The 18,886-nt window shown below is 58.8% G+C and carries 15 protein-coding genes; 8 read left to right on the top strand and 7 right to left on the bottom strand.

The annotated features are described in order from the left end of the window. The first annotated feature begins 37 nt into the window (after nt 1-37). Nucleotides 38-1,219: a PLP-dependent aminotransferase family protein gene (locus tag AB5Y91_RS18530; protein ID WP_290030738.1), complete on the top strand. Its 1,182-nt coding sequence runs from the start codon at nt 38-40 to the stop codon at nt 1,217-1,219. Between the two features lie 117 nt (nt 1,220-1,336). On the opposite strand, the gene AB5Y91_RS18535 is transcribed toward AB5Y91_RS18530, so the two are convergent. Further along, nucleotides 1,337-2,887, bottom strand: a complete 1,551-nt coding sequence (locus tag AB5Y91_RS18535) for an EAL domain-containing protein (RefSeq protein ID WP_368170489.1) — start codon at nt 2,885-2,887, stop codon at nt 1,337-1,339. 281 nt (nt 2,888-3,168) lie between these two features. Between AB5Y91_RS18535 and AB5Y91_RS18540 the strand changes: the two genes are divergently transcribed. Continuing rightward, entirely contained in the window at nt 3,169-4,074 is a 906-nt protein-coding gene (locus tag AB5Y91_RS18540; protein ID WP_368170490.1) for a TIGR01777 family oxidoreductase, read from the top strand. Nucleotides 4,075-4,219: 145 nt separating this feature from the next. Here AB5Y91_RS18540 and AB5Y91_RS18545 read toward each other — a convergent pair whose 3' ends face one another. Together AB5Y91_RS18545 and AB5Y91_RS18550 are read right to left on the bottom strand one after the other, a co-directional pair. Next, on the bottom strand, nt 4,220-6,661 hold the full coding sequence (locus tag AB5Y91_RS18545) for an ABC transporter permease (protein WP_368170491.1): 2,442 nt from the start codon (nt 6,659-6,661) through the stop codon (nt 4,220-4,222). Nucleotides 6,662-6,832: 171 nt separating this feature from the next. Beyond that, nucleotides 6,833-7,558 carry an ABC transporter ATP-binding protein gene (locus AB5Y91_RS18550; RefSeq protein WP_368170492.1) on the bottom strand — a complete coding sequence of 242 codons (726 nt, stop codon included), beginning with the start codon at nt 7,556-7,558 and terminating at the stop codon, nt 6,833-6,835. 57 nt (nt 7,559-7,615) lie between these two features. On the opposite strand from AB5Y91_RS18550, the gene AB5Y91_RS18555 reads away from it, so the two are divergent. Further along, nucleotides 7,616-8,224, top strand: coding sequence for an arylesterase (locus tag AB5Y91_RS18555; protein ID WP_106887731.1), 609 nt, complete (start codon nt 7,616-7,618; stop codon nt 8,222-8,224). Nucleotides 8,225-8,408: 184 nt separating this feature from the next. On the opposite strand, the gene AB5Y91_RS18560 is transcribed toward AB5Y91_RS18555, so the two are convergent. From AB5Y91_RS18560 to AB5Y91_RS18570, 3 genes are all read right to left on the bottom strand, one after another. Continuing rightward, the gene (locus AB5Y91_RS18560) at nt 8,409-9,353 is read right to left on the bottom strand and encodes a chemotaxis protein CheV (protein ID WP_368170493.1); all 945 of its coding nucleotides are present in this window, start codon (nt 9,351-9,353) and stop codon (nt 8,409-8,411) included. Between the two features lie 350 nt (nt 9,354-9,703). Next, complete coding sequence (locus AB5Y91_RS18565; protein WP_139745456.1) at nt 9,704-10,774, bottom strand: porin; 1,071 nt, start codon at nt 10,772-10,774, stop codon at nt 9,704-9,706. Between the two features lie 318 nt (nt 10,775-11,092). Continuing rightward, on the bottom strand, nt 11,093-11,503 hold the full coding sequence (locus AB5Y91_RS18570; RefSeq protein WP_163147093.1) for a CBS domain-containing protein: 411 nt from the start codon (nt 11,501-11,503) through the stop codon (nt 11,093-11,095). Between the two features lie 152 nt (nt 11,504-11,655). Between AB5Y91_RS18570 and AB5Y91_RS18575 the strand changes: the two genes are divergently transcribed. The 3 genes from AB5Y91_RS18575 to AB5Y91_RS18585 are packed head-to-tail and all read left to right on the top strand — an operon-like array spanning nt 11,656 to nt 14,868. Next, entirely contained in the window at nt 11,656-13,566 is a 1,911-nt protein-coding gene (locus AB5Y91_RS18575) for an ABC transporter ATP-binding protein (RefSeq protein ID WP_368170494.1), read from the top strand. After that, nucleotides 13,559-14,020 carry a DUF2390 domain-containing protein gene (locus AB5Y91_RS18580; protein WP_162627311.1) on the top strand — a complete coding sequence of 154 codons (462 nt, stop codon included), beginning with the start codon at nt 13,559-13,561 and terminating at the stop codon, nt 14,018-14,020. Before AB5Y91_RS18575 ends, AB5Y91_RS18580 begins: the two co-directional genes overlap by 8 nt. After that, nucleotides 14,014-14,868 (top strand): 23S rRNA (adenine(2030)-N(6))-methyltransferase RlmJ, encoded by an 855-nt coding sequence (locus AB5Y91_RS18585; RefSeq protein ID WP_368170495.1) that lies wholly within the window; start codon nt 14,014-14,016, stop codon nt 14,866-14,868. The genes AB5Y91_RS18580 and AB5Y91_RS18585 overlap by 7 nt, the downstream gene beginning before the upstream one ends. Before the next feature lie 73 nt (nt 14,869-14,941). Here the strand turns inward: AB5Y91_RS18585 and AB5Y91_RS18590 are convergent, their stop codons facing one another. Then, a complete protein-coding gene (locus AB5Y91_RS18590; RefSeq protein ID WP_368170496.1) occupies nt 14,942-15,148 on the bottom strand; it encodes a hypothetical protein in 207 nt (68 codons plus the stop codon). Between the two features lie 180 nt (nt 15,149-15,328). On the opposite strand from AB5Y91_RS18590, the gene AB5Y91_RS18595 reads away from it, so the two are divergent. Continuing rightward, complete coding sequence (locus AB5Y91_RS18595; RefSeq protein ID WP_368170497.1) at nt 15,329-15,691, top strand: DUF2061 domain-containing protein; 363 nt, start codon at nt 15,329-15,331, stop codon at nt 15,689-15,691. Between the two features lie 527 nt (nt 15,692-16,218). Further along, nucleotides 16,219-18,546 carry a DUF2971 domain-containing protein gene (locus AB5Y91_RS18600; RefSeq protein ID WP_368170498.1) on the top strand — a complete coding sequence of 776 codons (2,328 nt, stop codon included), beginning with the start codon at nt 16,219-16,221 and terminating at the stop codon, nt 18,544-18,546. Nucleotides 18,547-18,886 lie beyond the last annotated feature (340 nt).

Here is an 18,886-nt window from a genome sequence, read left to right on the forward strand (position 1 = left end):
TGAATGGAGCGACCGCCACCTAGTCAGAGAGAACCCTATGCAGCCGTTTTTTGCCCAGCGCTTCGAGAAGGTCGAGCCTTCCTTTATCCGTGAAATCCTGAAAGTCGCCGCCAATCCGGAGATCATCTCCTTCGCCGGTGGCCTGCCCAATCCCCACCTGTTCCCGGTCAAGGCCATAGAGCAAGCCTGCCAGGATGTGCTGCGCGAGCAGGGCGCCGCGGCGCTGCAATATGCCACCACCGAAGGGTTCGCCCCGCTGCGCCAGTACATCGCCGATCGCTACCAGAGCCGCCACGGCATGGAGGTCAACCCGGACAACATCCTCATCACCAGCGGCTCCCAGCAGGCGCTGGATCTGCTGGGCAAGGTGCTGGTGAACGAAGGGCAGGATCTCATCATCGAAGAGCCGGGCTACCTGGGTGCTATCCAGGCGTTCTCCGTCTATCAACCGAATTTCAAGCCCATCACCCTGGGGGAAGAGGGACTGGATCTGGCCGCGCTGGATGCGCTGCTGGAGCAGGGCTCCAGCGCCAGGCTGCTGTACGGCGTGCCGAATTTCCAGAACCCGAGCGGGGTCTCCTATAGCCGTGCCAATCGCGAAGCGCTGGCCGAGCGGCTGGTGCGCCACGATCTGCTGATGGTGGAAGACGACCCCTATGGCGAGCTGCGCTTCGAGGGTGAACACCTGCCCCCCATCGCCAAGCTGGCGCCGAACAATACAGTGCTGCTCGGCTCCTTCTCCAAGACTGTGGTGCCCGCCTTCCGTCTGGGCTGGATGCTGGTGCCGGACTGGCTGCGCAAGAAGGTCACCATCGCCAAGCAGGCCACGGATCTGCACAGCAACGCCTTCAGCCAGCAGGTGCTGCACCGCTTCCTGACCGATCACTCGCTCGACGCTCATCTGGAGAAGATCAAGGAGGTCTATGGCCGCCAGCGGGCCGCCATGGAGGCCGCCCTGAGCCGTCACTGCCCGCCCGGCGTCAGCTACACCCGCCCCGAGGGGGGCATGTTCCTCTGGCTGACTCTGCCGCCCAGCATCAGTGCCATGGCCCTGTTCGACGAGGCGATAAAGGAGAAGGTCGCCTTCGTGCCCGGCGCCCCCTTCTATGTGCGCCCCGAGATCCAGAACACCCTGCGCCTGAGCTTCTCCTGTGTGGATGAGGCCACCACGGAAGAGGGCATCAAGCGCCTCTGCCGCGCCCTGTCCCGCATGCTCTGAGCCCTCCGGGGATGAAAAAAAACCAGCGACCCAGGTCGCTGGTTTTTTTATGCCTCGCCGTCAGCCCCTGTGAGCGGGCGGCAAGCCATTGGAGCCGAGCGCCTTGGCGCGGCGCCCTCAGGCTGATGGCGACGTCTGGGTGGGCAGCAGGCTGGCAAAGGCCGTCATCGGCATGGGCCTGCCATAGAAGTAGCCCTGCAGGAAGCTCACCTGGCGCTCCTTCAGATAATCGGCCTGCACCTGGTTCTCCACCCCTTCCGCCACCAGCAGCAGACCGAGCCGGGTCGCCAGATCGATGACGTTCTCGACTATGTGGCTGGAGAGCGCATCCGAGCCAATCATGCCAACGAAGCTCTTGTCGATCTTGAGGAAGTCCACCTGGAAGGCCTGCAGATAGGTCAGGCTGGAGTGGCCTGTGCCGAAGTCGTCGATGGCGATGAAGACCCCGAGCTGATGCAGCTCGGCAAACAGCCGATCCGTCGTCTCGTCCGCCACTATCAGCTCCCGTTCGGTCAACTCCAGCACCAGCTTGATGGGGTTCCCCCGGAAGGCGCCGATAAAGTCCCGACAATCGTCCACCAGGCTCAGATCCTTGCAGTGGCTGGCGCTGATGTTGAAACCGAAGTGGAACCCCTTCGGCAGCTGGTCCGCCAGGGGGGCAAAGGCCTCCCGCACCTGGGCCATCAGCAGCCGGGTCATGGGGACTATGAGGCCGCTGTCTTCCGCCAGCGGAATGAAGCGATCCGGCGAGATCATGCCCTGCCGGGGATGCTGCCAGCGCATCAGCACCTCGCAGCCGCTCCAGTGTGCATCCTCCCCCGTCACCACGGGTTGCAGATAGGGGATGAACTCCTGCTGATCCAGCGCCCGCTTCAGCTCCTGGGTCGGGGAGGTCGAGCGCCCCGTCAGCCAGAAGATCCCCACCCCGAACAGCACGCTCAGCAGGGGATAGACGATGATGCCGACCTTGGAGTAGTCCCAGATGTGGGCCCTGTATTCATCGACCGATACTCGGGTCACCACCTTGAACGGATACTTGCCGGAAGCCTCCTCCAGATAGCCCTGGCTGTCCGGCGGGATGAGGCGATCGGTGAGCTGGCTGTCCCGCTGCAGCATCTTCTGACCCACCACCAGCCCGAGGGGGGAGTTGCGGCTCAGCATGTCCAGGATGTTGAGCAGGTAGTAACCATCGACCCCCACCAGCACGCTGAAGGCGCCGATCTCCTCCCGGTAGACGATGAGGGGGCGATTCGGGGTGACGGGGTTGCCCTTCATCAGATCCAGCTTGCCACCCACGTAGTCGTTCAGCTGGATCTCCCCGCTGACCGGGCCATAGAGGGAGGTGCAGTAGATGGTCGTGCCCTCGGCCAGGTTGACGCTGCGCACATCCGGCACTGTCGCCACCTGATCCCGCAGCCCCTGAACCACCTCGAGGCAGGGCTTGTTCAAACTGCCGGCAAGGGCCGATGCCGCCTGCTGGGCGTTGTCCAGGGTGCGGTCAAACATCAGCCTGGCGTGTTGCAGCCGCTCCACCGCATCCTGCCGCACCCCGGTGGCGGTCTGCCAGGTGATGACGGCGAGCCCCAGCACCATGGGCAGCAGACCCGCCAGCAGGGCACAGACCAGCCGGACATAGAATTGACGCACCTTTAAACGACGAAATGGCATAACCGTCCTCATGGTAACGGCGAAAAAGCGGACAAGTTTACCCGCCACAGCCCGCTTGGCAAGCAATGATAATGCGCTCGGGCAAAACCCGAATGGCGCCCACTCTGGGAGGCAAGCCCCACTCCCCATCCAGATCCCATGCCTTGCGCCAGCGCCAGCCCCCTGGCGCAAGGCGTGCGAGGCGGCGCCATCATGAATTTATAATGCTCATAAAAACAGGAGCTTGTCCATCCAGTGCCCAGCCTCTAGAGTAGAGCCAACAGCCATCTGGGAGGCAGGACATGAAGATACTGATCACGGGGGGAACGGGCTTTATCGGCCGCCGCCTGGTGGCACACCTCAAGGTGCAACACGAGGTGGTGGTGCTGACCCGCCAGGGCAGCCGGGCCTATGAGCTGCTTGGCCATGACGTCACTCTGCTGGACAACCTGGACCGGCTGGACCACCTCAACGATGTGGACATCGTCATCAACCTGGCCGGGGAGCCCATCGCCAATGGCCGCTGGAGCGAATCCCGCAAGCAGTTGCTGTGCAACAGCCGCTGGCTGCTGACCGAACAATTGGTGGATCTGGTCAAGCTCTCCAGCACGCCCCCCAGATTGCTGCTGAACGCCTCCGCCATCGGCTGGTATGGCCGCCAGGGGGATGAGCCACTGGACGAGCGCTGCCACCATCCCCACGACGAGTTCACTCACCGCCTCTGCCAGCGGTGGGAGCAGCTGGCCCTGCAGGCCCGCAGCCCCCAGACCCGGGTCTGCGTGGTGCGCATCGGCCTGGTGCTCGGCGCCGATGGGGGCGCTCTGCCCAGGATGCTGCCCCCCTATCGGCTGGGGCTCGGCGGCCCCATGGGCCCGGGCACCCAGATGATGAGCTGGATCCACGTGCAGGATCTGGTGCGGGCCATGCTGTTTCTCCTCGAGCACGACGAGTGCGAGGGGATCTTCAATGGCACGGCCCCGCAGCCGGTCAGCAATCGTCTGTTCAGCCAGACCCTGGCCAGGACACTGCATCGCCCCCATTTCTGCATGGTGCCGGCCCAGCTGCTTCGACTGCTGATGGGGGAGGCGGCCGATCTGCTGCTCACCGGCCAGCACATCCTTCCCGCACGCTTGCAGGAGGCGGGGTTCCACTTCACCTATCCGGCGCTCCCCGAGGCCCTCGGCAACCTGCTGCAGCCCCCGCGCTGAGATCCATAAAAAAGCGCCCGGCCAAGGCCGGGCGCTTTTTGAGAGAAGGGTGCTGGGTCGATTAGTCATCGAACGCTCGCGTAGCTGGCAACCAAGCATCAGCATCCCCGTTAGTCCGATTACGCCACTTCGTGGCTAATCGAACCTACAGCAGCCCCTGCCCCAGGCCTCTTAGCCGGTCGCTCAGGGTGCCCGCCAGCAGCTGGCGGCGCATGCCCTGACCGGCCAGGGTCACCAGCAGGGCCCCCAGCAAGGGCAAGCCGGCCCAGATGGCCCAGTGGAACTGCCACTGGCCATCGAACCACCACCACTGCAGGCCAAAGGAGCAGAGCTCCACCACCATGGCGGCGCACAGCCCCGCCAGGGCGCCACTGGCCACCAGCTCCCAGCGCAGCATCTTCTCCAGCAGTTTGCTGCCCGCCCCCAGGGTGCGCATCAAGAGCAGCTCCCGACGCCGGGCGGCCATGCTGGCCTGGGTCTGGGTCAGCAGCACCAGCAGGGCGGCCACAGTCACCAGCCCCAGCATCAGCCCCAGTGCCCGGCTCACCTGATCCGAAACCACAGTCAGCCGCCCAATCAGATCCTCCACATCGATGAGACTCACCGTGGGGTGACGACGGATAAGCTCCACCTCGGCACTGCGTCCCTCAGGCGGCAGGCGATAGCTGCCAAGCCAGGTCTGGGAGAAGGGGGCCAGCACGTCCGGCGAGAAGATCATGTAGAAGTTAGGTCTCATGTTATCCCACTTGATGGACCTCAGGCTGGTCACCCTGGCCTCGAAGCTGCGCCCCTCTATGGTGAAGCTGAGGGCATCCCCCAGGGCGATGCCGAGCTGGCCCGCCAGCACCTCGTCGACGGAGACCTCCCCCTTGCCGCCGAGCCACTGCCCCGAGGTGACCTGGTTGTCGGGGGGCAGGGTCGCCGTGGTGGTGAAGTTGAGCTCGCGGTTCACCCCCTCCCGGGCCGCATCCTCACCCACCGCCTGACCGGCGATCCGGGTCAGGCGCCCGCGCACCATGGGGTAGAAGTCCGAGGTGGTGGCACCGGCCTTGTGCAGGTCCGCCAGTATGCCGTCGCGCTCCCCGTCGGCCACATTGACCAGGAAGCGGTTGGGGGCATCCGCGGGCAGACGGGCGGAAAAATCATCCAGCAGATCGACCCGCGCCGCCCACAGCAGCCCGCACAGCATGAGCGCCAGGGCAAAACCCGCCAGCTGGAACAGACCGCTGCCGCGCTCGCGGGAGAGGTGGCTGATGGCGAGGCGCAGGGCGTGGGGCCCCTTGAGCCGACCACCGAGTCGCAGCAGCCCGGAGGCCAGCAGCGCCAGCAACACCATCAGCAACCCCATGCCCCCGATGAGACCGAGTGCCAGCCTGGCATCGGCGGTAAAGCCCCAGACCAGAGCGAACAGACCGAGCAGGCCCACGGGCACCGTCAGCCAGGGGGGAATGCCCGCCTCCAGCTCCCGGCGCAGCACCCGCAGCGGCGGCACCTTGAGCAGGCGCAGGAAGGGGATGAAGGCCAGCAGCAGGGTGATGAAGCAGGCGACCGCCAGACCCAGGGCAAAGGGACGCCAGGAGGGCGGTGGCAGATCAGCTGGCAGCAGATCCCCCAGCAGTTGCAGCGTCAGCCACTGCATGGCACTCCCCGCCACCAGGCCGATCAGGGCACCTATCAGGGTCAGGGAGGCGAGGAGGGTCCCCATCAGTTGCCAGAGGGTACGCCGTGACGCCCCCAGCGTCTTGAGCAGCGCCACCATGTTGGTCTGGCGCTCGGCAAAGTGGCGCACCGCTATGCCCATGGCCAGGGCCCCCAGCAGCACGCCTGCCAGCGACGCCAGGCGGAAGAAGCGCTCGGCATTGGCCAGGGATTTGCCGACCTGGGAGCCCTGATCGTCGGGCTTGATCAGCTTCTGCCCAGCCGTCAGCTTGGACTTCAGCCAGCGCTCATAGCGGGCGATCCCCTCCCGGGGCCCCTTGATGAGATAACGCCACTGCTGGCGGCTGCCCGGCAAGAGGGCGCCGGTCGCCTCGATATCGGCGCTGTGGATCAGCGCCCTTGGCGCCATCTGGAAGGGGCTGAAGCCCTGATCCGGCTCCTGGCCCAGCTCCCCCGCCACCTTCAATCTGGTGTTGCCGACCTCCAGCTCGTCCCCGAGTTTGGCGCCGAGCAACTGCATCACCCGGGCGGAGAGCCAGATCTCGCCAGGCGCAGGGGCGCGCTGGGGCATCAGCTCCAGTTTGCCATAGAAGGGGAAATCGCTCGGCACGGCGCGAATGGACGCCAGTTGCAGGCCGTCGCCGTGAAACAGCATGCTGTTGAAGCTGACCGTGGTCTGGACGAGGAGCCCCTCCTGCGTCGCCTGGGCGAGCCAGGCCTCGGGCGCCGGGGTTGCGGAACGCAACACCCGATCCGCCCCGATAAAGTCACGGCCCGAGGCCTTGAGCCCCGCATCCAGCCGGTCAGCTACCAGGGCCACGCTCAGCACGCAGGCCACGCTCAGGGCCAGCGCCAGCACGAACCAGCGCAGCTCGCCGCTGAACCCTTCCCGGCGCAGCAGCTTGAAACCCAGTCTCCATTGACTCATGACTTGCTCCCCATGCCCGGCGCCTGCACAAGCCAGAACAGCAGCTCACCGCTGAACCCTTCCCGGCGAAGCGGCTTGAATTCCCGTTTCCTCCATTGACTCATGACTTGCTCCCCATCGCCGGCGCCAGCACAAGCCCTGACCGTCCCGGGCGGTTCTTTCTCCACTGGCTCATGACAGCTCCCTGACACGTGGAGCCAAGGTGGCTTCGGATGCTGGCACATCTGCCTCCAGCCGTCCTGCCGCCATCACCAGCTGCCGCTGGCAGCGCTGGGCCAGCTCATGATCGTGGGTCACCACCACTAGGGTGGTGTTGTGCTCACGGTTGAGACGGAACAGCAGTTCGATCACCGTCTCCCCCGTCTTGCTGTCGAGGTTGCCGGTCGGCTCGTCTGCCAGCAGCAGGCTGGGGCGGGTCATAAAGGCCCGGGCTATGGCGACCCGCTGCTGTTCCCCCCCGGAGAGGCGCGGCGGCAGATGGTGCAGTCGCTCGGCCAGCCCGACCTGGGTGAGCAGCTCGCGGGCCCTGGGCTCACAGTCGGTCTCGCCGCGCAGCTCGGCCGGCAGCATGACGTTCTCCAGGGCGCTCAGGGTGGGCAAGAGCAGGAAGGACTGGAACACGAACCCCACCTGCTCGGCGCGCAATCTGGCCCTCCCCTCCTCGTCCAGCCGGGTCAGGGACTGGCCCAGGATCTCTATCTCGCCGCTGCTCGGCAGGTCGAGTCCGGCCAACAGGCCGAGCAGGGTGGACTTGCCGGATCCGGAGGCGCCGACCAGGGCCAGCGTCTCGCCGGTATTGACTTGCAGATCGATCCCTTCAAGGATGGTGAGACTTTCCTGGCCGAGGCGAACGGTTTTGCCGAGCCCCCTGACGGTGATAATGGGCGTTGAACTCATGATGCGTTTCCTGTTTGCCTTAACCTGTAATGACAATAGATCGTGGGAGTTGAATGCATGACGCGTGTCTTGTTCGTCTTGAGTTGCCTGTGTTGCTGGATCTCATCGGTCCAGGCGCAAACCCTGCTGGTACTGGGGGATAGCCTGAGTGCCGGCTACCAGATGCAGGCCGAACAGAGCTGGCCTGCCCTGCTCAATGAGAAGTGGCAGCAGCAGGGTGGCGAGCACAGGCTCATCAACGCCAGCATCAGTGGTGAAACCACCCAGGGTGGGCTGGCCCGCCTGCCCACCCTGCTCGAGGAGCACAAGCCTGACTGGGTGCTGATCGAACTGGGGGCCAACGATGGCCTGCGCGGCTTTGCCCCCGCCATCACCCGGGCCAACCTCACCAAGATGGTGGAGCTGGCCAAGGCCAGCCAGGCGAAGACGGTGCTGACCCAGATCCAGCTGCCCCGTAACTATGGCGCCCGCTATTTGCAGCAGTTCGAGCAGATATTCCCGGAGCTGGCGCAGGCCAATGACCTGCCGCTGATGCCCTTCTTTATCGATGATATTGTGCTGCGCCCTGAACTCATGATGAACGATGGGCTCCACCCCACGGCGGCGGCGCAGCCCCAGATCCGCGACCGGGTCGCCAGCTTTATCGAGCCCCTCTTGACCCAGTGACCCCAGGGGGCGAACGAGGGCTCCAACCCACCAAAACGAACGCACCCGCCAAGGCGGGTGCGTTGCTATCTGTCTTTGCCAGATCCAGAGCCTCAGGTTCTGACCCATGCATTCGTGAATCCCCCTGCCAGCAGGCCAGTTCGACTGTCAGTTGGCAAGGCACGACGCTGCCGACTATGCGGGTTCACACCCCCAGTATCTGGCGCATGCGCTCCTGAGTGACCCCGACCAGCAGATCAGGCTGGAACTTGGAGATGAAGCGGTCACACCCCACCTTCTTGACCATGGCCTCGTTGAAGTTGCCGCTCAGGGAGGTGTTGAGGGTGATGAAGAGATCGGCCATGCGCGGATCGCTGCGCACCTCGTGGGTCAGGCGGTAGCCATCCATCTCCGGCATCTCGGCATCGGTGATCATCAGCATGATCTCGTCGGTCACCTTCTTGCCCGCATCGCACCACCCCTTGAGCAGCTTGAGCGCCTGCAGCCCATCCTGGCACTCGATCACCTCGAGGCCGAGCTGGGCTAGGGTCTCGCGCACCTGATTGCGTGCCGTGCTGGAGTCATCGACGATGAGCACCCGGCGCCCCTGCATCTGGGGCAGGATCTCCTTGTCCAGCACCTCAGCCGAGATGCGGATGTCATAGGTGATGATCTCCGCCAGCACCTTCTCCACGTCGATGATTTCGACTATCTGGTCGACCCCGCCCTCCGGGATGCGGGTGATGGCGGTGAGGTAGTTGGCACGACCCGCCGAACGGGGGGGCGGCAGTATGTCCTTCCAGGTCATGTTGACTATGTGGGCCACCTGCCCCACCAGGAACCCCTGAATGGTGCGGTTGTATTCGGTGATGATGAGGTTGGATTCGTTGTCGACCACCATGGGGCGCATGCCGATGGCGCCGCGCAGGTTGATGACGGGAATGGAGACGCCGCGGATGTTCGCCACCCCGCTGATGTTGTGATGGGAGCCCGGCATCTTGTTGAGATGGGGAAGCTTCACCACCTCCCGCACCTTGAAGACGTTGATCGCAAACAGCTGCTGGGTACCCAGCCGGAACATCAACAACTCCAGGCGATTCTCCCCCACCAGCTGGGTACGTTGATCCACTGAATCCAATATGCTCGCCATATAAAGCCCTTACGTCCGTTTCCCGAGTGCCGCCCCGCGATGGGGCGCCAGCATGCCAACCAGACCCGCATTCCACCGACAGGAGCAACGCAAGTCTCTATAGAAATAATGAAAAGGGTCGAGAAAAGATAGGATCTTGACCGCGGGGCGTGATCCTCACCCCATAGCCCCATGTCAGCAACCCCTCATCCCCATCGACCCGACAATAAGAGTTATCGACCAGGAGGGGACAATGCTGAACCCGGGATTGGCCTGACGGCCGACAAAGGGCACAGCTGGTTTTGCGCCCATAAAAAAACCGGCCGCGAGGCGGCCGGTCAAAAAAATACAGTAGGCAGTCAGGGAACGACTTAGAAGTGGTACTGCATGGCCACGCCAACGACGTCGTCGGTGTTCTGGCCAAACTTGTTGTACCCGTCAGTGCCGTCGCTGTTCAGCAGGTTGGCCTTGTAATCAACGTAGACGTCGAAGTTATCGTTGATGTTGTACCAGGCACCGATGGACACGTACTCGGTCAGAGTGTCATCCAGGTTCTGGTCGGAATCTTTCACGTCCAGGCGGTTATACGCCAGGGACGGCTTCCATTGGCCCCAAGTGTACTGAACCACGGCTTCGTAACCGTTGCTCTCGGAGGCATAACCGTCGTTGCCAGCCTGGTTCACATAGACGTGATTTTCGCCGTAGGCGTAGGTCGCGGCAGCGTACAGGTTGTTGGCGTTGTACTTGATACCGACTGCGGTCAGCTTGGCGTCTTCGCTGCCACCGAAGTTGGAGTTGGCAGCCTGATCGGCAGTCTTGCCAGCCTGGTTATAGGCCAGACCCAGGCTGATGCCCATGTCGAAGTTGTAGTTGGCAGACAGGGCGTAGCCCTCTTCGGAGCCCTTGGTCCAGCTGGACGCGCTCTCGTTCTGCGCTTCGTTCTCGCCGGTGAACTGGGCACCCAGCACCAGGCCGTCGAAGGTGTAGAGGTACTGAGCCAGGCCGTTGGTACGACCGGTACCGAACACTTCGGTACCCTTGCCCAGGCCATCTCCGCCCCACTCCGGCAGAACGTCGGTGTAATCGTTAACGGCCTTGGCAATCAGACCATCCTGACGACCGTAGCTGAAGGCGCCGAAACGATCGTTCTTGATGCCAACGTAGGCATAACGCAGCTCGTTGTCGGAGCTGTTGGTCGGTACGTTGTACTCGACGAAGCCGTTGGCGACGGTTTCTTCGTTGATGCGGGTCTCACCACCGATGCGCAGACGCAGGTAGCTCTGATCGCCACTCTCGTCGTCGTTGTCGCTACCGTAGTACATGCCTTGAACACGGCCACCGATGTCAAGCTTGGTACCATCCTGGTTGTAAACGGTAGAAGCTTGTGCACCACCGGCCAGCAGCAGGCTGGAGATGGCCATCGTCAATGCTGTCTTTTTCATTGTTCGTTCCTCTGAGGTGTAAACCAGACCTGTGCTCGGTCGTTGTCATTTTGAATCGGGTTCATTTCCGATGACCTAGGGTAGATCTGCGAACCTTGATGGGAACTGAAGAAGGGGTCGATTAATTAGAAATACTCGATTTATCCTGCCTGTTGCGACATCAAATGTCGCAAATCAAGATTTATTCGGGATTTTAAGCCAATTAAATGAATAACTCAGAACAACAAGAAGGTAATGACTATAAATGACAGAGGGTTATATCGAGGAGGGGTCAATGAAAGCTCGAGGGAGCGGGTTCCACTCGCTCCCAAAGAGGCCTCAGGCAGGTTGCCAGTCCCGCATGACGCGCAGCAGGTCTTTCCAGCTGACGATGCCGACCAGGGCGCCGTTTTCCAGTACCGGCAGGCAGGAGACATGTTGCTCCAGCATGATGGCGCTGGCGGCCTGCAAGGACGATTCGGGAGAGATGGTGATGGGCTGGCGACTCATGATCTGATGGGCCCGCCGGTTGAGGGTCTCGGTGTCGCGGTTCATCTCGGCATCAGTGTCGAGATAGGGGCTGAGGGCGCGTAGCAGATCCCGGTCCGAGATGACCCCCACCAGCACTTCCTCTTCCAGCACCAGCAGGTGGCGAAAGTGGGCCTGCTCGAAGATCTCCTTGATGACACCCAGCCTGTCATCCATGGAAACGGTCGCGACCCGGGTCGTCATGATCTCTTTAATCAACATGGAAGCCTCCTGCCCCCTGACAGATGTCTCTGTTATGGCACGTTTTTCTTGCCGCAGCCAGCCATGCCCCCCAGCCTCAAGTGCAAATCCGAGTCATTTCACGTAAGATCCGCGCCAGTTTCTCCCCTTCATTGAGCCAAGCAGATCCATCCATGATAGTTGCCAGTCAAATCGAACTGATCCGCGGCGGCCGCACGCTGCTGGACAACGCGTCCGCCACCATACACCCCGGCCACAAGGTGGGCCTGGTGGGCAAGAACGGCTGTGGCAAGTCCACCTTCTTTGCGCTGGTGCGGGGCGAGCTGGCCATCGACAACGGCAGCTTCAGCCTGCCCGCCGGCTGGCAGATTGCCGGCGTGGCCCAGGAAACCCCGGCGCTGGACTGCTCCGCGCTCGAATACGTGGTCGATGGCGACAAGGAGTTCCGCGCCCTCGAAGCCCAGCTGGCCCAGGCCGAGGCGGATGACAATGGCCTCCTGGTCGCCGAGCTGCACGGCAGGCTCGACACCATAGGCGCCTACAGCATCCGCGCCCGCGCCGCCGAGCTGCTGCATGGTCTCGGCTTTGGCGGCGATCAGCTCGACTCGCCGGTAAGGAGCTTCTCCGGTGGCTGGCGCATGCGCCTGAACCTGGCCCAGGCCCTGCTCTGCCGCTCCGATCTGCTGCTGCTCGATGAACCGACCAACCACCTGGATCTCGACGCCGTCATCTGGCTGGAGAAGTGGCTCAAGGGCTATCAGGGCACACTGGTGCTGATCTCTCACGACCGCGACTTCCTCGATTCGGTCATCAATCGCATCATCCACATCGAGAACGGCAAGCTCAACGAATACACCGGCGGCTACTCCGACTTCGAGCTGCAGCGCGCCGAGCAACTGGCCCAGCAGCAATCCATGTACGAGAAGCAGCAGCGGGAGATGACCCACATGCAAGCCTATGTGGACCGCTTCCGCTACAAGGCGTCCAAGGCGCGCCAGGCCCAGAGCCGCCTGAAAGCCATGGAGCGGATGGAGAAGATACTGCCCGCCCACGCCGACTCCGAGTTCAGCTTCGAGTTTCGCGAGCCCTCGGCCCTGCCGACCCCCCTCATCGCCATGGAGAACCTGTGCGCCGGTTACGGTGACAAGGTGATCCTGGAGAAGATAAAGATGAACCTGGTGCCGGGCTCGCGCATCGGCCTGCTGGGGCGCAACGGCGCCGGCAAGTCCACCTTCATCAAGATGCTGTCGGGCTCCAATGCGCCGCTGTCGGGCAAGCTGGAGGTGAGCGCCGGGGTCAGCATCGGCTACTTCGCCCAGCATCAGCTCGAAACCCTGCGTCTGGACGATACCCCCCTCGATCACCTGGCTCGCCTCGCCCCGGACAAGTCCGAGCAGGAGCTGCGCAACTACCTCGGCAGCTTCGGCTTCCACGGTGACAAGGCGCTGGACAAGGTGGCCCCCTTCTCCGGTGGCGAGAAGGCGCGGCTGGTGCTGGCCCTCATCACCTGGCAAAAGCCGAACCTGCTGCTGCTGGATGAACCGACCAACCACCTGGATCTGGAGATGCGCCACGCCCTGACCATGGCGCTGCAAGGCTTCGAGGGTGCCATGGTGGTGGTCTCGCACGACCGTCACCTGCTGCGCACCACCACGGATGACTTCTATCTGGTGCACGGTGGCCGGGTCGAGCCGTTCGACGGCGATCTGGACGATTATCACAAGTGGCTCGGCGAGCAGGAGAAAGAGGCCAACGCCAAGCCGACGGACGGCACCGTCTCCGCCAACTCGGCGGTGGCGCGCAAGGATCAGAAGCGACTCGAGGCCCAGTTCCGTCAGCAGACCCGGCCCCTGCGCCAGAAGCTCGAGAAGCTCGAGGCCAGCATGGAGAAGCTGCAGGGCAAGCTCGGCGATATCGAGAGCCAGCTGGCCGACCCCGCCATCTACGAAGAGAGCGCTAAAACCAGGCTCTCCGAACTGCTCAAATCCCAGGGCCCCCTCAAGGAGCAGCTGGAAGAGGTGGAGCTGGAGTGGATGAGCCTCAGTGAGGAGCTGGAAACCATGGAGCAGGCCTTCTTTGCGTGACGAACAGCTGATGGCAAGCGAGCGGGTCGCCGTGCACGAGCTGCCGACGCCGCTCGGCTTCTGGCACTGGAGCGGCAAGGTCTATGGTGAGCGCAGCCAGGACTGGCTCAACGTGCAGACGCTGGGGGGCAACGTCAATCTGGCGCTCTTGCTGCACCACCTGGATCTGCTCGGCATCCCGGTCGATCTCACCGATCTGCAACCGGCCCTGGTCCAGACCGAGGCCGTGCTGCTCCCCTGGCGCACCCTGCGCCAGCAGGCCAAGGCGCGGCTGGCCGAGGAAGAGTATCAGGCCATGCTGGCCCACGAGCTGGAGCTGGAGCGGTTGCAACAGGGGGTCCTGCTGCAGACCCTGCGCGGCCTCTCCCTGTTTCGTGGCAAGAGCCACAACTTGTTGAACTACCTATCGTTATTGGGTGCCCAGCAGGGCCCCCTCAGAGACCTAATATGCTGAGCTACCGCCACGCCTTTCACGCCGGCAACCATGCCGACGTCCTGAAACACGCCGTTCAGGCCCTGATCATCGAGTCCCTCAAGAAGAAGGAGAAACCCTTCATCGTGCTGGACACCCATGCCGGCGGCGGTCTCTACGACCTGCGCGGCGTCTGGTCCCAGAAGAAGGCGGAGTACGCCGACGGCATAGGCCGGCTGTGGGACGAGCGCGCCCAGTGGTCCGCCATGGCCCCCTATCTTGGCGTCATCGACGAGATGAATAGCGATGGTCAGCTGCACTACTACCCGGGTTCCCCCGAGCTGTCGCGCCGCCTCATCCGCGAGCAGGACAAGCTGGCGCTGATGGAGCTGCACAACAACGAGGTGGAGGATCTTCGCGCCAACATGGGCTATGACCCCCGCGTCGCCGTGCACCACCGTGACGGCTTCGAGGGACTGATCGCCCTGCTGCCCCCCACCCCACGCCGGGGGCTGGTGCTCATCGACCCGCCCTATGAGCTGAAGGAAGACTACTTCGCCGTGGTCGATACCCTGAAAAAGGCACAGAAGCGCTGGGCCACCGGCATCTATGCGCTCTGGTATCCCATCCTCGGGCAGGAGGCGGACAAGTCCCGCGATATGCTCAAGGCGATCAAGCGGGAGAACTTCGGCAACGTCCTGGTGGCCGAGCTGGAAGTGGCCGGCCAGACTGCCGACTGGGGCATGAACGGCTCAGGCATGCTGATAGTGAGCCCCCCCTGGATGCTGGCCGAGCAGATTGAAGCCTTCCTCAAACCCTTGTGCGCCAAACTGGCCCAGGGCGCTGGCGCCCAGTACAGGGTGGAGTGGCTCAACAAAGCCGCCGACTGAGCCCTCATCGCTCACAAAAATGACAAAGCCCCGAAAGGGGCTTTTCTCTGTCTGCCGTTGCCGAAATGACGACTCAGGCCCGGACGGGCATATCCCGCCAGAGCGCCAAAATGAGCAGCGCCAGCAGGGGCAAGGGCGGGAACAGACAGAGCAGCACGCACAGAACGGTGACAAGCACGGGGTGGCGGCTCTTGCGGCGGGCCAGTCGCCAGGCCACGACGCCGACGACGATCATCAGCAGCAAGATGAACAGCACATAAATGTTGGCATTGAGGGTCATGAAAGCTCCTTTTTCATGGCAAAGGCACACTTTATCGTCGCCGTGGCCCCAGGCAAGTCCCCAATCAGGTGGTCTCGACCTCGGTCGATAGGCTTTTTCTATCCAGCCGACAGATGAGAATAGTTTTCATTTGATGTGATTCCGGGTGATACTGCACTCATCGCCAGAGGAGACACCATCATGAAAAAGACCATCAGCTTTGCCGTTCTGCACTTCAGTGTCGCCTTCACAGTGGCTTACCTGCTGACCGGTGAACTGCTCACCGCCAGCCTGATCGCCCTGATAGAGCCTGCCGTCAACACAGTCGCCTTCTACTTCCACGACCTCGGCTGGCACAAGCTCAAACCCGATCACAGCCTGCAGGCCAAGACCAGCAGCTTCGCATTGGTGCACTTCTCGGTGGCCTTCGCCGTCGCCTACCTGCTGAGCGGCGAGCTGCTGACCGGCGGCGTCATGGCGTTGATAGAACCCGCTATCAATACCGTGGTCTTCTTCTTCCACGAGCGGCTGTGGCGCAACCGGCAGCCATTGGCACTGGCATAAGGAAGGGCGACCAGCCCTTCCCCTTCACGAGCGGCCATAGCAGCCGCCAAACCCTGGTGCTGGCCTAAAGGAGGCCAGCAAAACTGGCCCCATGAGCCCAATGAGCCCCCTCTCACAGACCCGCTACGCCGACACATCCCTTGCCATAGCGACTCATTCTTTGATCCCGCCCGAAAATCCATCACCCTGCCCTTCCCCTCAGCGCCACCCTCGCTAACATACCCGAATGGCAATAGATGCCTCGTTGGAGTCACCCATGAGCCCTGCCAACCCTCACCTCTTGGTCAAAAGCAGCAATCTGGAGGCTGAAATCCAGTGCGGTAGCCATGCCAAATCTTGCCTGGCCAAGGTGACCCATCCAAAACATCCAAGTAGTGTATAAAAACACAAACCTTACAGCTTAAATAATTGACAATCGATAAATCTTCTGTATTCAGATGGATAATTGACTCAGCTCAATTTAAACACTGTCCCTGAGTTACTTAATTGACTAACACTGTCCAATCACATCGCCATAGACCCATACCATGAAAAATAAAGAAATAGTGGATTCAATTAGAAACAAAAAATTCTCAGAGCTTACTATATTAGATGACCCCATGCTGTTAGAACAGAACGAAGATTATTATGGGTTTCGCTATTTTTTACTTGATGCAAAAGGCTTTGATACATCAACAGTTCTAGATGACATACTTAAAAAACATGGAAATCTAAGTAAGACATATGAGTATCTAGGGACAATAGCTAAAGAAATCTATCCTCACTCCGGGGATGAATATATTTCTGAATCATATTTCAAAATGGCAATTAAAAATGATGAAAATAATGCTAATGCTTGGTGGGTACTATTTCACCTAACCAATAACAGCAGTGCATTTTTCAAATCATTGAAACTAGATTATGAAGCCAAAAATTTTGTATCAATATCAAAAAAGTTGAACGATATACACCTAACTTATATCCTTCCCGATCATCAAGATATAGATGATTGGATTCTCTTTCTTCAGATCGCCCAAGGTGACAACGTATCTCTTAATAATAATGGAAAGCAGGCTTTGGCCTTAGCATATTTTCACCTTGATGATTTTAAGAATGGAATAGAAATAATAAACTCCCTAAACAAGGTGAATTTAAACGTCATTAGTAAATATTACGCTAATAATAAGATCGATGAAAAAACTGCAATATCTAAAATATCTATACATGAAAAAACAAGATTCTTAAAAGAAGCCCCTGAAAAACTATATAAAGAGTACTTGTATGAATCAAAAGAAAGTGAAAAATCAATATTAAAATCCTCATTGATAGAAGTAGCACTTCAAGCAAAACTCTATTTTGAAGTTATACACATCTACTGTTCTAGCCCAGAGAATGATGAGCCTTTGCCATATAAACTTAAATCTAAGACCCTCTTCGCTATTTCAAAGTTTCTATTGGGCGAGAGTGTTGACAATGAGGTATTGCAAGAGATCAAAAAACGCCCAGACCTTATTAACTTTGAATGCACTGGATTATATAAAGTATTTTTACTCGCTATGCATTTAAACACCCTAAAAGGGTACATCGGTGAACATAGTTTTTCAGATACACCTATCCACGTCCACGCTGAGTATAAAGACGTCCAGGAATTATTAGATGACCCCGAGTTAACAAGTCACTATTTATATGATGACTTATATCAAATATATAACAAGCTAGAACAAGAGTGGAATTCAAGTCAAGACATTGGCCGTTTAAAAGCTCTATTAGAAAAAGAAAGTAATGATGATTTTACACGAGATGAGTATATAAATGTTTTTCGCTTAGAGATACAAAATGAAAACTATGAATACACATTTAAAAAAATAAATGAATTCCATGATGAAAATGAGCCAACCATAATCACTTATAATTTGATTGGTATTTGCCTAGAAAGGCAAGGAAAATACTCAGATGCTTATAATTACTATAAGTCAGCGCTAAATTTGATGGGGAAACACTCTGAGTATAATTATGTTGTTATTAGCAACTATCTAAATAGTGCGCGCAAGATAAAGCAACCTATACCAGAAAATAAATACAATGAACTAAGAGAGAAACTAAATGTCAGCTTGGTAAATGTATTTACGTGGAATAGGTCGATAACTGGCAGAGAACGCGTCATTTACAAATACTACCCGCTCAATATAAATACCATCGATGCTTTAGTTAATCAATATTTTTATTTCCCTTCAAAAGAGCATCTAAATGATCCAATTGAACTTCCGACGTTAGAGGGAATAGGAAAAGACCAATTAATAGATGATGACTACAGGATATGTTCATTCACGAATAACAACAATTCTATGCTAATGTGGTCCCATTATACGCAAAATCATGAAGGTATTATGGTTGAATATAGATTCGGACATGAATTACCGGATGGAGTCGGCGTTAGTAAAGTTGAGTATACAAGTGAGCACAGAAGAAAAAAAGAACAAAGCGAATATTTATTCAATCAATATTTATTAACTAAAAATAGAGATTGGTCATATGAAAAAGAAGTTCGCCTTATCTCTTATAAAAGAGACAAGGTTTATTTTGAAACATGCAATCATCCCCAAAGAGATAGAAGCAAAATCAATGCAGAGATACTAAGCATTACTTTAGGGTGTAAATTTCCAGAAACAAAAACAAATTTGCTCATGAATATAATATCAACCATTAATGAAAGAAAGGGTATGTATGAAGCAAAAATAAAATTAAGAAAAGCCAGGGTATCTATAAACAATCCATTTGAACTAGAATATTTCGACATTGACCTACACCCCGTAGATTTGAATGTCGGTGAGTATTCAAATAGGTGCGAATCAATCAGCATACAGGTAGCCGGATAATTATCAGGCGCCCTTCCAACGATCATTCTGCCGCGATCGTCTGATGACGCTTTGCTCATCAGACCGACAAAAGAGATATTCCCCTCCCTTCTTTCGGGTCGGGAAATCCCCTTGGAGTGCTTTTTTCGGCCACCTAGTGGCCCTGTCTGGCTCGCCGGAGCCACTATAAGCTGAATTTATGGGTTTTCCGATAATGACCCAATATTTGCTTATAGTGGCGATCACCAGTCCACCGGCGCCTGTTGCGGGCCCATAACGGATCCACACAGCTATCCTCCCTGCTATCCTCTCTGCACTGCGCCGACTGCTCGCCCTCCCCCGTGGGGATGCATTCCCCCCT

The organism is Aeromonas sp. R4-3, from assembly GCF_040908275.1.
GTDB classification, from domain to species: Bacteria; Pseudomonadota; Gammaproteobacteria; order Enterobacterales; family Aeromonadaceae; genus Aeromonas; species Aeromonas rivipollensis.